At 30.9% G+C, this 13,499-nt stretch carries 16 protein-coding genes; 7 read left to right on the top strand and 9 right to left on the bottom strand.

The window, feature by feature from the left end; all coding sequences use genetic code 11:
• Nucleotides 1–68: 68 nt before the first annotated feature.
• Nucleotides 69–1,067 carry a hypothetical protein gene (locus J2X17_RS07095; RefSeq protein ID WP_310296036.1) on the bottom strand — a complete coding sequence of 333 codons (999 nt, stop codon included), beginning with the start codon at nucleotides 1,065–1,067 and terminating at the stop codon, nucleotides 69–71.
• An 87-nt stretch (nucleotides 1,068–1,154) separates the two neighbouring features.
• Between J2X17_RS07095 and J2X17_RS07090 the strand changes: the two genes are divergently transcribed.
• Nucleotides 1,155–2,279 (top strand): cysteine desulfurase family protein, encoded by a 1,125-nt coding sequence (locus J2X17_RS07090; RefSeq protein WP_310296034.1) that lies wholly within the window; start codon nucleotides 1,155–1,157, stop codon nucleotides 2,277–2,279.
• 84 nt (nucleotides 2,280–2,363) lie between these two features.
• Here J2X17_RS07090 and J2X17_RS07085 read toward each other — a convergent pair whose 3' ends face one another.
• From J2X17_RS07085 to J2X17_RS07075, 3 genes are all read right to left on the bottom strand, one after another.
• Nucleotides 2,364–2,924, bottom strand: a complete 561-nt coding sequence (locus J2X17_RS07085) for an L-threonylcarbamoyladenylate synthase (RefSeq protein ID WP_310296032.1) — start codon at nucleotides 2,922–2,924, stop codon at nucleotides 2,364–2,366.
• A gap of 71 nt (nucleotides 2,925–2,995) precedes the next feature.
• Nucleotides 2,996–4,180 carry an acyltransferase family protein gene (locus tag J2X17_RS07080; protein ID WP_310296030.1) on the bottom strand — a complete coding sequence of 395 codons (1,185 nt, stop codon included), beginning with the start codon at nucleotides 4,178–4,180 and terminating at the stop codon, nucleotides 2,996–2,998.
• Nucleotides 4,181–4,415: 235 nt separating this feature from the next.
• Nucleotides 4,416–5,372 carry a WaaS/CpsH family glycosyltransferase gene (locus J2X17_RS07075; RefSeq protein ID WP_310296028.1) on the bottom strand — a complete coding sequence of 319 codons (957 nt, stop codon included), beginning with the start codon at nucleotides 5,370–5,372 and terminating at the stop codon, nucleotides 4,416–4,418.
• A gap of 60 nt (nucleotides 5,373–5,432) precedes the next feature.
• On the opposite strand from J2X17_RS07075, the gene J2X17_RS07070 reads away from it, so the two are divergent.
• Nucleotides 5,433–6,197, top strand: a complete 765-nt coding sequence (locus tag J2X17_RS07070; RefSeq protein WP_310296026.1) for a lipopolysaccharide kinase InaA family protein — start codon at nucleotides 5,433–5,435, stop codon at nucleotides 6,195–6,197.
• Here J2X17_RS07070 and J2X17_RS07065 read toward each other — a convergent pair.
• On the bottom strand, nucleotides 6,178–6,951 hold the full coding sequence (locus tag J2X17_RS07065; RefSeq protein WP_310296024.1) for a glycosyltransferase family 2 protein: 774 nt from the start codon (nucleotides 6,949–6,951) through the stop codon (nucleotides 6,178–6,180). The genes J2X17_RS07070 and J2X17_RS07065 overlap by 20 nt on opposite strands.
• Before the next feature lie 16 nt (nucleotides 6,952–6,967).
• The gene (locus J2X17_RS07060) at nucleotides 6,968–8,035 is read right to left on the bottom strand and encodes a glycosyltransferase family 9 protein (RefSeq protein WP_310296022.1); all 1,068 of its coding nucleotides are present in this window, start codon (nucleotides 8,033–8,035) and stop codon (nucleotides 6,968–6,970) included.
• A gap of 126 nt (nucleotides 8,036–8,161) precedes the next feature.
• On the opposite strand from J2X17_RS07060, the gene J2X17_RS07055 reads away from it, so the two are divergent.
• Nucleotides 8,162–8,914 (top strand): glycosyltransferase family 2 protein, encoded by a 753-nt coding sequence (locus J2X17_RS07055; protein ID WP_310296020.1) that lies wholly within the window; start codon nucleotides 8,162–8,164, stop codon nucleotides 8,912–8,914.
• 169 nt (nucleotides 8,915–9,083) lie between these two features.
• Here the strand turns inward: J2X17_RS07055 and J2X17_RS07050 are convergent, their stop codons facing one another.
• From J2X17_RS07050 to J2X17_RS07045, 3 genes are all read right to left on the bottom strand, one after another.
• Nucleotides 9,084–9,848, bottom strand: a complete 765-nt coding sequence (locus J2X17_RS07050) for a glycosyltransferase family 32 protein (RefSeq protein ID WP_310296018.1) — start codon at nucleotides 9,846–9,848, stop codon at nucleotides 9,084–9,086.
• Nucleotides 9,849–9,900: 52 nt separating this feature from the next.
• The gene (locus J2X17_RS19045) at nucleotides 9,901–10,182 is read right to left on the bottom strand and encodes a superinfection immunity protein (RefSeq protein WP_409025245.1); all 282 of its coding nucleotides are present in this window, start codon (nucleotides 10,180–10,182) and stop codon (nucleotides 9,901–9,903) included.
• A gap of 542 nt (nucleotides 10,183–10,724) precedes the next feature.
• The gene (locus J2X17_RS07045) at nucleotides 10,725–11,540 is read right to left on the bottom strand and encodes a 2,3,4,5-tetrahydropyridine-2,6-dicarboxylate N-succinyltransferase (RefSeq protein ID WP_310296016.1); all 816 of its coding nucleotides are present in this window, start codon (nucleotides 11,538–11,540) and stop codon (nucleotides 10,725–10,727) included.
• 218 nt (nucleotides 11,541–11,758) lie between these two features.
• On the opposite strand from J2X17_RS07045, the gene J2X17_RS07040 reads away from it, so the two are divergent.
• The 4 genes from J2X17_RS07040 to ruvX are packed head-to-tail and all read left to right on the top strand — an operon-like array spanning nucleotide 11,759 to nucleotide 13,495.
• Nucleotides 11,759–12,493 carry a class I SAM-dependent methyltransferase gene (locus J2X17_RS07040; protein WP_310296014.1) on the top strand — a complete coding sequence of 245 codons (735 nt, stop codon included), beginning with the start codon at nucleotides 11,759–11,761 and terminating at the stop codon, nucleotides 12,491–12,493.
• 44 nt (nucleotides 12,494–12,537) lie between these two features.
• On the top strand, nucleotides 12,538–12,783 hold the full coding sequence (locus J2X17_RS07035; protein WP_310296012.1) for a hypothetical protein: 246 nt from the start codon (nucleotides 12,538–12,540) through the stop codon (nucleotides 12,781–12,783).
• On the top strand, nucleotides 12,773–13,054 hold the full coding sequence (locus tag J2X17_RS07030) for a type II toxin-antitoxin system RelE/ParE family toxin (RefSeq protein ID WP_310296010.1): 282 nt from the start codon (nucleotides 12,773–12,775) through the stop codon (nucleotides 13,052–13,054). The genes J2X17_RS07035 and J2X17_RS07030 overlap by 11 nt, the downstream gene beginning before the upstream one ends.
• Nucleotides 13,055–13,078: 24 nt before the next feature.
• Nucleotides 13,079–13,495, top strand: a complete 417-nt coding sequence (gene ruvX / locus J2X17_RS07025) for a Holliday junction resolvase RuvX (protein WP_310296008.1) — start codon at nucleotides 13,079–13,081, stop codon at nucleotides 13,493–13,495.
• The last annotated feature ends 4 nt before the right edge of the window (nucleotides 13,496–13,499 follow it).

The following is a 13,499-nucleotide window of genomic DNA, read 5'->3' as shown; positions in this document are numbered from 1 at the left end:
GTTTTGAAAAATGGATGATTTTTGTAAGAATTTAAACTTTAATTTTTGATGCTAAAGTTAAATTAATATTATTGAGTAATAGTAGTAACTGTTCCTAAAACAAAATTACTAGCAAGTTTAAATGAACTGTTTCCTTTTTTAAGCGTTACGTTTTTAAGGACAACCTGATGTTTGAAAACGTTAAGAGAATTTGTGGTTGTAACTTCTATAATCCCACTTACATTTGCAACACCTGCTTCACCTACCCAGGTATCTTTCACAGTAGGGCTGCTTGGTGTATTTTCTAAGCAATAATAATTTATATTCGTTGGTGCAGGAAGGTTACCATTATAGGTTCTGTAAAAAAGATTATTCGTGTTTCCATTTAAATTGACAACGCTCGTTCTTGGTTTTCCAACCGGCGTTGCCTCATTTACAATCAGACTTTTATCTAGATTTTCAATAACTAAGGAATTTGCAGTATTGTTGTTGTAAACTTTGCGCAGAACATCACAGTATTTTGCATTTTCAGGTTCTAAAAAAGTTACTACCACTGGTGTAACTACCGTTTGGTAATCTCCAAATACATATTCTGCTTCAACTTGCGGTCCTGCAGGTTTTAAAAAAGTTATATTTCTAAAAACAATATTATGATTGTAACCTACAATTTCAGTGTGTCCGTCAGTTGGGGCAGGATCTTTGTAAATGGCATTGGTAGCAATCTCAATTTTTCCGGCTGTTGCGATCCATTCTTCTGTAACATTTGGTGTTTTTGGAGGAATCGATCCACAGATATTTTCTTTGGCAACTGTGCCGTCATAAGCCCTGTAAAAAACACGATAATTAATATTGTCAATATCATAGGTCAGCGGAGCATCGACCGTACTGGGTTCATCAAGAATCTTTCCTTCAGGCATGTTTAACAATAACGACTCCTGTGGTTTTAATTTATAAATTAACGTATTCGTAAGAGGATCGCAACTTGCAGATGCTACTTCATCAAAATCAATTGTGTCAACTGTTAAATCTCCGTCATCGCAACCGTTTAATAACAGCGCAAATAATAGAAGGCTTGCATATTTTTTCATCGTAATTTTATTTGAGGTCAAAAATAGTGAAAAATTTGGCAAATGATATTTAAGATTAGACAATTGATATTTCATAACTTTGCAGCGATGAAAAAAGTATATCTCGATAACGCCTCTACAACTGCCATACGCGCTGAAGTTATTCAGGAAATGACCAAAGTCATGGCAGAAGATTTTGGTAATCCGTCTTCTACACACAGTTTTGGGCGAAATGGCAAGACTATTTTAGAACTTTCCAGAAAAAGTATTGCCAAGCATTTAAATTGCGCTGCACAGGAAATTATTTTTACTTCCGGAGGTACAGAAGCTGATAACTGGATTCTTCGTTCGGCTGTTGAAGATCTGAAAGTGGAGCGTATTATTACTTCAAAAATTGAGCATCATGCTGTTTTATATACAGTTTTGGCATTGCAGTCCGATTATAATGTTGAGATAGATTATGTCAAAGTAAATCCGGACGGAAGTATAGATTTAACGCATTTGTCTAATTTATTGTCCGAAGAAAAAACGACCATTGTTAGTTTGATGCATGTTAATAATGAAACCGGAACTATTTTAGATTTAGACAGGGTTGCGGTTATCTGTAAACAATATAATACTTTGTTTCATTCAGATACTGTACAATCTGTAGGGAAAACTGAAATCGATCTGCAAAAAACTCAAGTCGATTTTATAGTGGCAAGTGCTCATAAATTTCATGGACCAAAAGGAATTGGTTTTGCTTTCATCCGAAGAAACTCAGGTTTACAGCCTTTGCTTTTTGGTGGAGAGCAGGAAAAAGGCCTTCGTGCCGGAACCGAAGCCGTGCACCAAATTGCCGGAATGGCTAAAGCTTTATCGCTTTCTTATGAGAAATTAGACGAAGAAAGAAAATATATTTCCGATTTAAAAAACTACTTGATTGCTGCACTTGAAATTCATTTTCCGGGCTTTAGAATCAATGGAAAAAAAGAAGATTTTTATAATATCATCAACATCATTTTACCTTTTTCTGAAGATAAGACTTCGATGCTGCTGTTTAGTTTGGATATGAAGGGAATAGCAGTTTCCAGAGGAAGTGCTTGTCAGTCAGGAAGTATAAAACCTTCACATGTTTTGAAAGAAATGCTTTCGGAGACCGATTTAAAATTACCAAATCTCCGAATTTCATTTAGTCACTACAACACCAAAGAAGATATTGATTGGTTGATTGAGAGTTTAAAAATTATTTAAAGGTGCTAAGATTCTAAGTTTTTTTACTTTGTGATTAAACCTGAAAAACCTGAAACTTGAAACTTGAAACAAAAAAAACTCTAATTATTTACGAATTACTTTAACCTGTGAGTCTTTTGTCAATTTGATAATTGTCGAAGGTTTTCCGGCAACTTTATCGTGATATAAATTTACCACATAATCTACGCCTTTAATAATTTCAGGATTAATATCTTTAAAAGCAATAGGAGTAGGCTGACCTGAAATATTAGCCGAAGTTGAAACCAATGGTTTTTTCATTCGCTCTAATAATTTAAAACAAAAAGGCTCTTTTACGATGCGAATGCCAAGAGAATTGTCAGCTGCAATAATGTTTGGAGCCACATTTCTTGGTTCGTCCAAAATTAAAGTTGTTGGTTTTTCAGACAAATCCAAAATTTGCCAGGCAACTTCAGGAATGTTTTTAAAAACATTATACATCATTTTTTCACCATTCATCAAAACAATCATGCTTTGTGTTTCAGCACGTTGTTTCAATTTATATATTTTAGCAACAGCTTCAGGATTCGTAGCGTCACAACCAATTCCCCAAACAGTATCAGTTGGGTAAAGTATGATGCCGCCTTCTTTGATAACTTCGTACGCTTTGATTATTTCTTCGTTCATTCTATAAATTATATACTGATTTTGTATGAATTATTAAGATGCAAAGGTATAAATAAAATAAAGAAGATAATTTATTTGCCTGACTTGATCGAATAATCCGTCACTAGAACTTCCTGGATCTTTTTTCTTTTAGACATCGCCATTAGGGGTAATTCGATATATTTAAAAGTAAGCTGACAAATTAGTATGAGAGGGAAAACGGACGCTGTTATAATAAGCCAGAATTCAGAATTAGTTAACGTTTTTGCTCTGTCAAATCCAATTATAAAATAAAATATGATGAAGAGTAGAATGCCATGCAATAAATATAAACTATAGGTTATTTGTCCAAATTTACGTGAAAACCTGCTAGATAAAATTCCGAAAAAGTTATTTCCTGATGCAATAATCAAAAATACAATTGATGCTATTATGATCTGAATTGGTTTTCTGCCTCCATTGAAAAAATAGATAGAAGCTGCTAATAATACGATTGCCAAAACCGTATATGCTTTTTGTTTTAAAATTGTGTCAAGCTTTTTACTATTTAATAAAGCAACACTAATGCCTCCAACGAATGGCATAAAATGTCTTAAAGATGATTTATTTATGACTAGAATTATTGCGGCTACAGCTGTAAAACCAAGCAAAGCTTTAAAATTGATTTTTATTTTAAAGAACAATGCAATAATTGGCAATAAGAAATAAAATGCCCATTCATAAGGTAAAGTCCAGGTTATTCCGGAATTCAATATAAATGTATCTTCTAAGCCGTTGATATTAGAGTTTTTACTAACATTGAAAAATATCCATGACAATATACTTTTCATGTTTTCGATAGCGGAAACTCTAATTTTAAATTGAGTCAAAATTGCAACTAAAATAAAAACAATGATGATGGAGAAAAAATACATTGGAAAAAGCCTAAAAAATCTAGATTTAAGATATTCGGACCAATCAATTTCCTTGGTTTTGTTATGAATAAGTTTAGAAGTAAATAAAAAGGCTGTAATGATAAAAAAGAAAACAACTGTTGTTTCTCCAAATTGGTTAAATAAGTTAGACTCCGGATCCTCCCAGTTTTTTGTTTTTAAGAATACCTGCCAGATATAACTATGATGCAAGAAAACAAAAAATGCCAAATAACCTCTCAAACCATCAATTTCTGGATGTCGGATTTCATTTAAATCTGTTTTTACAAGTATGTTTACAATTAAAACAGATAGGATTAGAACGATTAAAATCGGAAATAAAAAAGCAGAAATAGTAAAATTCATTTATTTAATATGATGTTGGATAACACCATATTGAAATCATTTTCAGACTATTAGGTGGTATTTTATTTTTGTGCAAACATAATGAATGAAAATTTATAATGGAAAGAATAGTATCGCATTTTTTAAATTTCCCGTGAGAAAAAAAATATTAAGAAATCATTAAAACAACAAGTAGTTGTTATTCAGTTTTTTAAATATTAGTTTAATCCTTTTTTAAAGAAAAAAAAATACACTTCTATTTTTTTAAAATCACATTTTCAATCCAACCTTCTAAAGTATATTTATTTAAAATGGCTTCCGGTATTTTTTCATATTCGTTTTTGAAAAAATCTACAGGAATTTCAGGTTTTTTGTCGTCAATTATCAGAATATTGTTCGGATTGTAAAAATCGTAATTGCTGATGTCAGCGTTAGTGGTAATAAGTTTTTTTTCCAGGCCCAGGCTTTCAAAAACCCTAAAAGTTAACCCAATCTGACCATTTCGATTAATGTCTAATAACACTTTTGAACGGCTTATATATTGATTTACTTTTGATAATGGCAGGTGCTTGTTGATATAAGTAATGCCATCATTTGTAGGTTTATGTTTTTTATCGAAAACTATAAATTTATATTTTATTTTTTTTGTTTCCAGTTCTTTAGCAATTCGTTCTAAAATAGGCAGTCTTTTATCGATCGAACTAATATTAAAAACGTCATATTCAAAATTTGTTTCCTTATTTAGGGAAGTATCACAATTATATATCCAGTTGGATGCAAAATTTAAATTGTAGTTTTTGCAATCTTCTTTTTCAAATGAAAAAACTTCATCAAAAAATGGAATAACACGAGCTATTTTAGGACATCGGTATGTGTTATCATTAAAAAAACCAATGGATTTTTTCGTGTATTTTTTTAATTCCAAAATGCTCTTCGGATCAATAAAATCGCCTTTTATCGTCAGAATAACGTCTTGAATTTCTTCGTTTTTCTTTAGTTGTTTGATGACTTCTTGCCCGTAATACAGGTTTTTTAAGTTCATTTTGAAAAAGTTCTTCAGGACAAAATTATAAACTTTATGCAATACAGATGGATACTTGTATTTAAAAGTATTAAAATCAATATGACGCACATTATGCCCTTGTTTTTTCAAAGTTAATTCAATGTGTTTATTGAGTCCCCAATTGTCAAAACTTACTAAGGTTATCCGCATTATCTGTGCTTTTGTTTTTATTAGTTGGTAAAACTAACTAAATTTGTCGAAACATTTTTTATGATTTTCAAATTAAATCAAGAATACGAAAACTACAGAGAAGACCTTTTAGACTGTATTATTTATTTCGATACCAAGGGAGAAATTTTTGTTGACGGTCAGCGTAATCAAATTAAACTTTTCAAATTAGAGGAGCAAACCATCAATATAAAATCGTTTAAAGTACCTCATTTTATTAATAAAATTGCGTATCAGTATTTTAGAAAATCAAAAGCAAGACGATCGTTTGAATTTGCAAATCAATTATTAGAATTAGGAATTGGCACACCAAAACCTATTGCTTTTGCAGAGTTTTCGACAGCGTTAGGCTTAGAGAAAAGTTTTTACGTAAGTGAACAGCTTCAATGTGATTTGACTTTCAGGGAACTTGTAGAAATTCCTGATTATCCGGATCATGAAAATATATTAAGACAGTTTACCAGATTTAGTTTTGATTTACACGAAAAAGGAATTGAATTTCTGGATCATTCACCTGGAAATACTTTAATTAAAAAGAATTCCGAAGGAAATTATGATTTTTTTCTTGTGGATTTAAACAGAATGGAATTTCATGAGTCGATGACTTTTGAAATGCGAATGAAAAATTTGTGCCGTCTGACTCCTTTAAAAGAGATGGTTGCTGTAATGAGTAATGAATATGCAAAATTATACGGCGAATCTGAACAAAAGACATTTGATACTTTATGGCAATTTACTGCTGATTTTCAGGAGAAATTCTACAGAAAAAAACGCTTGAAAAAGAAACTTAAATTCTGGAAGAAGTAATTCTGCAGAGTTCCTTATGACGGATAAAAATACTGTAGGCGTTGAGATAACATATCGTAACTCCTTTTACGCCGTCTAAAAAACCAAGCCGAATCAAAAATTGATATAAAAAAGTATAAATAGGATGAAAAACCATTAAAAAACGAGATCCGCTATGTTTTTTGTTGTGTTTTTCATTTGCTTTTAAAATACCATACTTATACATTTTCATTTTATAGTCTTCGTAATTGGTATAAGAAAAGTGAATTATTTTATTTTTCAAAATTGCAACAGGACCGTTCACTGTTAATTTCTCGTGAACCATTCTGTCTTCAGTATAACTGCAATTTTCTTTTTTAAAAAGCCTGAAAATCTTATCCGTTTGCCAACCGCTAAAATGTAATTTTATGTTCCTGAACATAAAGGTTCGGTAAATTAAATACGCACTGGCAGCATTTTCATCATTTATAGTCGAAAGTATTTCAGTTTTTAAATCTGGTGTCAGGCGTTCATCGGCATCAATAAATAATATCCACGGATTTTTTGCCTGATCTAAAGCAAAATTGCGCTGTAAAGTGTAATTAATAAAGTGATTTTGAATTAATCGAACATTTTTGAATGATTCAATTATATCAACGGTTTTATCAGTGCTAAATGAATCTACCACAATTATTTCATCGGCAAAATTAATATCCTCAAGTAATGATTTTATATGAAGTTCTTCATTAAATGTAATAATCAAAACAGATAATTTTTGCTTTTCAAGAGTATTCATCTGAAGTTTACTTTTTTCAATTTTTATATTCTTGAAAATAAGTCTCTAATTTTTCAAGCATTAACGGTAATGGGTATTCATCATAATATTCAAAAGTATGTTCCTTAATATATTGCTCCGTATGCTGTTCGTAAATTTCAGGTTTTATATCTTTTAAATGAATTGAGGCATTTTTAGCTTCGTTTTCAAATAATTGCCATGTTTCTTTTCGTACAGAAGGTGTAAAAATTGAAAAAGTTGGAATTTCTAATGCTTTTGCCATATTAACAGCCCCGCCTTCATTTCCAATTAACATTTCGCATTGAGAAAGTAAAGCCAGAAAAGGTCGTAATTCAGTACAATATAAATCGAAAACAATATGTTTTTTAGTTTCTTCGGTACAATAATTATATACTTCAAGTGCCAGTTCTTTTTGATCCGGAATATAATTAAAGATAATTGTGGCGTTTGTTTTCGCAACTGTAAAATCGATGATTTTTGCCATTCCTTCTAAAGGATAGGTTTTGTAAACTTCACTTCCTAAAATTCCAAACATAATTAACGGCTTTTCAGCGGTATTAATATTATGGATTTTTAAAAGGTTTTTGGCTTCGTTGATTTCAGATTCTTTCAAGAAAATCTTCGGTTTTACGTCGGTAATTTTTTCTGAAATAAATGGTTTTAGAAGTAACAATCTGTTTTCAATTGCAAGTCCGTGTTCAGATTCTATAGCATCAAAACGCTCGTAGCTATAATTGTAAAAAATACTCGAATACCATTTGTGGTAAGAAACCTTATATTTTGCGCCTGAAAACAGCGTAATTAAATTGGTTTCTAATTTTGAATAAACATCAATAACAGCATCGTATTTTTTTCTTCTAATCTGAAAAATAAATTTAAATAAAGAAGGAATTGACTTTCGTACTTTATTGGTTAATGGAATAATAGTGTCAATATTAGGATTCTCTTTTAGTACATCGACAGAATTTGGATAACACATGTAATCTATTACCGCGTCTGGAAATTTTGTCTTTAAGTTGTTGCAAATAATTGTACTCGTTAATACGTCTCCAATTCTTTTTTGCTGAATAACTAATATCTTCATTTATCTAAAATTCAATTTAGAGGCTAAATTACAAACTATTTTATGAAGTGTACAACTGTTAAAGAGAATAAGATTAAACTAAGTAAAAAAGTTATATTTTTGCGTTTAATAAATTAAATTTTTGCAATGAAAATTAGCGGTTTGGTTATTACTTTCAATGAAGAAAAAAACATTGGAAAGTGTATTGATGCTTTATTGAAGGTGTGCGATGAAGTGATTATTGTCGATTCATTTAGCAAGGACCGCACTGTGGAAATTGCAAAAGAAAAAGGCGCTGTAGTTATTCAACAGTCATTTTTAGGTGACGGTCCACAACGCACACACGGATTGCCTTATTGCAAAAATGACTGGATTCTTAACCTCGATGCTGATGAATTTTTGGATAAAGATGCTGAAGCATTTATAGTAAATCAAAAATATTTAGAAGGGAATTACGATGCTTTCAGTTTTCGTGTAAAAAACTTTTTAGGCAACAAACTAATTGATTTTTCAGGATGGTATCCAGATCATAAAGTTCGTTTTTTTAATAAACAAACTGCACATCCTTCAGATTCAAAAGTGCATCAAAAGATCATTACTCAAAACGAGAAAAAAGTAGCTGTACATATATTACATTATGGCTGGGATTCTCTTGATCAGATTATTGCAAAAAAGAACCAATATTCGGGCTGGCATGCGCAGCAATTATTCGATCAGGGCAAGAGGGTAAATGCTTTTAAGCCAGTTTTAAATGGAACAGTCGCTTTTATTCGTTGTTATTTTTTTAAGAAGGGAATTTTCAATGGAATAGACGGGTTGTCGATAGCCATGATTCAGAGTTTTTTCTCTTATATGAAATATGCGAAGCTCTTAAAACTTCAAAAGAAAAATACCAAATAAAAAATTCCAAATTCCAATTGATAATGATTGGAATTTGGAATTTAAAATATTGGAATTTAAATCTTTAAAATCTATACCGCTACATCGTATTCACGAAGCGCATTGTTTAATGACGTTTTTAAATCTGTAGATGGTTTACGAGTACCAATAATCATGAATTTACGGGATGCTATTCAAATTTCATTTTATTTATATGATAAAATTTCTCTTTATTGAAAGCAAATTTGATTCTATTAAAAAAAACTAGAGGAACTTTTTCTGTTTTTCGTTTGATACTATCTATGAAATAAGTTGCGTCCTTCTTTTTAGTAACCCATGAATCTTCCCACCAATGAATGCAAATGGTGTTTTTTGTAATACAATCTGAAGTGAATTTTTCAAACCATGCAAATGGATAAAAATATTCTGTAGGAAGTAAAAGGACCTTCTTAAGATACTGTTTTTTATAGCTATTCAAACCGTAATTGTATAAAACGCTGGTTACAATCGGTGGTCCGCCCATGGCATTAAAATGTAATCTTTGTTTACGCTCAGTAGCTTTGATACAATCCAATATAAATGAACTGTTTTTTACAGCTCCAATTACTGCTGAATTTAACGGATACTTGTTTTCTAAATTTGTTTGAAATCCTACGAAAGAATCTTCAGTAAGTAATTCTTCAAAATTTTTTATAATTTCTATATCAGTATCTAAATAAATACCGCCTTCGGTATAAATGGAATATAATCTCATATAATCAGAGATGAAGGACCACTTTTTTTGTTTATACAATATTCGTAAAAAAGGAAGCTTATCAAAAGGTGTATTTGATTCATCCCATTTTTTTATTTCATAATCTGAAAGTTTAACTTTCCATGATTGAATGCATTTTTTTATAACTTCATTATAATCACCTCGTCCATACCAACAAAAATGTATTTTTTTCGGAATCATATTTTGTATATTAATTATCTTTTTTAATTTTTATATTAAACTGAAAATCAAGTTATTGTTTGTCATATATTCTGTTCATTTCTTGTGACCTTCGATAATTTTCATCTGCAGCCTTAAAATCTATTTGATTGTGATTATATAAGTAATTTTTATTATTGAAATTGAGGGCCCAGATTAAAGCACAAATCCAGCCTATTATAGTCCAGCCTAAAAATAGATTTAATACGGATATTGGAATTGGATTTTGATGATTCCTGCACAGATATGATGGGAAAAAGTATGCGTAAAAAGGGAATAACAATAGATCTCTAAATCGAACTTTTTTTATTTTCATGAAGTTTCTATTTTTTAGAAAATCCAAAATTACAGAGAGGTCAGTAATTATTGATTCCAAAAAAAGGCAATAATAAGTAAGAATAAGCCTAAGTTTTTAATTAGAAACACATTCGGTAAGCTTTCATGATTTTAGTGTAGTCTTATAAAATTAAGAAATGGTACAGTAGGCATATCATTCATGATTTCAGATTTTTAATATATAAGTTTGGTTTATAAATAAAGTCAAGTTCTTTATTGTCAAAATAATTGACTTTATAAATTTCTTCTTTTTGAGATATTGTTTTAATATGTTAAAGGGAATATTTAAAAACGAGTGGAAAGTCCTTGAGAAAACCGTAATTGGCTGCTTCTATAATTGTGATTTGGAATTGGAAATATAAAAGATCAATGAGATTCGCTGCAATAAGCAAAGGTTGATGGAAGAAAAAGAAATTTTAATACCGTTTGATTGGCTTGTTGATATTTAAAATCTCCAGGAATTGATAGAAATAAAAAGAGGGCGGTAAAATACCGCCCTCTTATATCAAAAAAATATATTGACTATACCGCTACATCGTATTCACGAAGCGCATTGTTTAATGACGTTTTTAAATCTGTAGATGGTTTACGAGTACCAATGATTAAAGCACATGGAACCTGAAACTCACCTGCAGCGAATTTTTTAGTATAGCTTCCTGGAATTACTACTGAACGAGCGGGAACAAAACCTTTCATTTCAACAGGCTCATCACCAGTAACATCGATAATTTTTGTTGAAGCAGTCAAACAAACGTTAGCGCCAAGAACAGCCTCTTTACCAACGTGAACACCTTCTACAACAATACAACGAGAACCAATAAAAGCACCATCTTCAATAATTACCGGCGCAGCTTGCAATGGTTCTAAAACTCCACCAATACCAACACCACCGCTTAAGTGAACGTTTTTACCAATTTGAGCACAGCTTCCAACAGTTGCCCAAGTGTCAACCATAGTTCCTTCGTCAACATAAGCACCAATATTTACATAACTTGGCATTAAAATTACACCGCTTGAAATATATGCTCCGTAACGTGCAACAGCGTTTGGTACTACACGAATTCCTTTTTCAGCATAATTTCTTTTTAGCAACATTTTATCGTGATATTCGAAAATACCAGACTCCCATGTTTCCATTTTTTGAATTGGGAAATACATTACAACTGCCTTCTTAACCCATTCGTTTACTTGCCATTTATCGCCAACTGGCTCAGCGCAACGTAATTTTCCTGCGTCGACCATTTCGATAACTTCTCTAATAGCATCGGTTGTAGTAGTTTCTTGTAATAAAGCTCTGTTTTCCCAAGCTTGTTCAATTATAGTTTGTAAAGAATTCATATAGTTTTAATTTTTGGCAAAGATAACGTATTTGTATAATAGTAAGAAAAGTAAAGTCTTTTGAAAATGTTATATATGTAACATTTTGTTTTTAATTTGATAAATTAATTTTTAATAGAAGTTAAACAGAATAATCATTTTTTATTGAATAGAGAATTTGATGCCGAACAAAAATGAATACCTTTATAATGAAGGAATTTTTTATTCTAAAATAAATCATGAAAGATAATTTCTCAAAACAAGCAGTAGATTATTCCAAATTTCGTCCGCAATATCCTCAGGAAATGATTGATTATATCGTCTCATTTGTGACGAACAAATCGGTAGCGTTGGATATTGCCACTGGAAACGGTCAGGTTGCACATAAACTTTCTTCTTCTTTCGAAAAAGTTTATGCAACTGACATCAGTCAAAAACAGCTTGATAATGCTATTCAGGCTGACAATATTATTTATTGTAAGCAACCTGCAGAAAATACTTCTTTTGAAAATAAAAAATTCGATTTAATTGTCGTGGCACAAGCAATTCATTGGTTTGATTTTGACGCATTTTATAAAGAAGTCTATCGGATTTTAAAACCAAACAGAATTTTTGCAGTGATGGGTTACGGATTATTTTCTACGAACCCAGATTCAGATAAAATCCTGAATCATTTCTATTACAATATTGTCGGACCTTATTGGGATGCGGAACGAAAGTATCTGGATGAAAATTACGAAACGATTCCATTTCCTTTTGAAGAAATCCCAAGTAAAAAATTTGAAAACAATTTTGTGTGGTCTTTCGATGCGTTGATTGGATATTTAAATACGTGGTCTTCTGTTCAGCATTATATTTCAAAAAATGGCAAAAATCCAATTGATTTGATTTATGAGGATTTGAAGGTTTCCTGGGAAAATAATGATCAAAAAGTTACGTTTCCTTTGTTGTTAAGAATTGGAAAGTTTCGATAGTTGTCTTTTAAAAAGATTATATTTGTATTGTAAATGAAATTATTATGGAAGCTATCAGATTAGAATTTCAGCCAGAGATTAAAGAAAAAGTCTTAAAATTATTAAGTAGATTTTCTGCGGATGAATTGAAAATAATCCAAGAAGAAGGTTTTTCTGATCCTAGTTTTGAGGAACATAAAAAGAAGTTGGAAGCGGCCGCGGCCAAAATCGATAACGGCACTGCTAAATTATATACGTTTGAAGAATTAGACGAAATCTTAGAGAAAACAATTTCAAAATATGAAAGTTAGTTTTACGGAAGATTTTATGTTTCAACTAAAGGAACAATCAGAATATATTGCTAAAGATAAACCTATTGCCGCAAGAAAATTTAAGAATGATTTACTAAAAAAGATAAGGAAAGATTTAATAAATCCATTTCATTTTAAGAAGTCAATTTATTTTGAAAATGAAATTTATCGCGATTATGTTTTTAAAGGTTATATTATAACAGTTAGAATAGATTCTGAGAAAGAAATCGTTTATATTATTGGTATTTTAAAACATAAAAAACTATTTTAAAGTAAATTTGACAAAAATTACAAAATGCCAAGAATTCTCTCCATAGATTACGGACAAAAACGTACCGGAATTGCTGTTACTGACGAAATGCAGATTATCGCGTCAGGTTTAACTACGATTCCAACAAACACTTTAATTGATTTTCTGAAGGATTATTTTGCCAAAGAAAAAGTCGAAGTAGTTTTAATTGGAGAACCAAAACAAATGAACGGACTTCCGTCTGAAAGTGCCTCCATCATAAAAGGTTTTGTGACGCATTTTTCGAATATTTTTCCAGATATGAAAGTTGTTCGTGTGGATGAAAGGTTTACTTCAAAAATGGCATTTCAAACGATGATCGATAGCGGATTGAGCAAAAAACAGCGCCAAAACAAAGGACTCATCGATGAAATTTCTGCAACGATTATGCTTCAGGACTATCTTTCTTCTAACCGTTTTTAGGTTT

Origin of the sequence: Flavobacterium aquidurense (assembly GCF_031458035.1) — a bacterium.
Taxonomy (GTDB): Bacteria; Bacteroidota; Bacteroidia; order Flavobacteriales; family Flavobacteriaceae; genus Flavobacterium; species Flavobacterium aquidurense_C.
This window is presented reverse-complemented; position numbering and strand designations above follow the sequence as displayed.

Excerpts from the sequence above, each read along its gene's own strand:
- J2X17_RS07095 (WP_310296036.1), bottom strand. The coding sequence starts at position 1,067 with ATGAAAAAATATGCAAGCCTTCTATTATTTGCGCTGTTATTAAACGGT.
- J2X17_RS07090 (WP_310296034.1), top strand. The coding sequence starts at position 1,155 with ATGAAAAAAGTATATCTCGATAACGCCTCTACAACTGCCATACGCGCT.
- J2X17_RS07085 (WP_310296032.1), bottom strand. The coding sequence starts at position 2,924 with ATGAACGAAGAAATAATCAAAGCGTACGAAGTTATCAAAGAAGGCGGC.
- J2X17_RS07080 (WP_310296030.1), bottom strand. The coding sequence starts at position 4,180 with ATGAATTTTACTATTTCTGCTTTTTTATTTCCGATTTTAATCGTTCTA.
- J2X17_RS07075 (WP_310296028.1), bottom strand. The coding sequence starts at position 5,372 with ATGCGGATAACCTTAGTAAGTTTTGACAATTGGGGACTCAATAAACAC.
- J2X17_RS07070 (WP_310296026.1), top strand. The coding sequence starts at position 5,433 with ATGATTTTCAAATTAAATCAAGAATACGAAAACTACAGAGAAGACCTT.
- J2X17_RS07065 (WP_310296024.1), bottom strand. The coding sequence starts at position 6,951 with ATGAATACTCTTGAAAAGCAAAAATTATCTGTTTTGATTATTACATTT.
- J2X17_RS07060 (WP_310296022.1), bottom strand. The coding sequence starts at position 8,035 with ATGAAGATATTAGTTATTCAGCAAAAAAGAATTGGAGACGTATTAACG.
- J2X17_RS07055 (WP_310296020.1), top strand. The coding sequence starts at position 8,162 with ATGAAAATTAGCGGTTTGGTTATTACTTTCAATGAAGAAAAAAACATT.
- J2X17_RS07050 (WP_310296018.1), bottom strand. The coding sequence starts at position 9,848 with ATGATTCCGAAAAAAATACATTTTTGTTGGTATGGACGAGGTGATTAT.
- J2X17_RS19045 (WP_409025245.1), bottom strand. The coding sequence starts at position 10,182 with ATGAAAATAAAAAAAGTTCGATTTAGAGATCTATTGTTATTCCCTTTT.
- J2X17_RS07045 (WP_310296016.1), bottom strand. The coding sequence starts at position 11,540 with ATGAATTCTTTACAAACTATAATTGAACAAGCTTGGGAAAACAGAGCT.
- J2X17_RS07040 (WP_310296014.1), top strand. The coding sequence starts at position 11,759 with ATGAAAGATAATTTCTCAAAACAAGCAGTAGATTATTCCAAATTTCGT.
- J2X17_RS07035 (WP_310296012.1), top strand. The coding sequence starts at position 12,538 with ATGGAAGCTATCAGATTAGAATTTCAGCCAGAGATTAAAGAAAAAGTC.
- J2X17_RS07030 (WP_310296010.1), top strand. The coding sequence starts at position 12,773 with ATGAAAGTTAGTTTTACGGAAGATTTTATGTTTCAACTAAAGGAACAA.
- ruvX (WP_310296008.1), top strand. The coding sequence starts at position 13,079 with ATGCCAAGAATTCTCTCCATAGATTACGGACAAAAACGTACCGGAATT.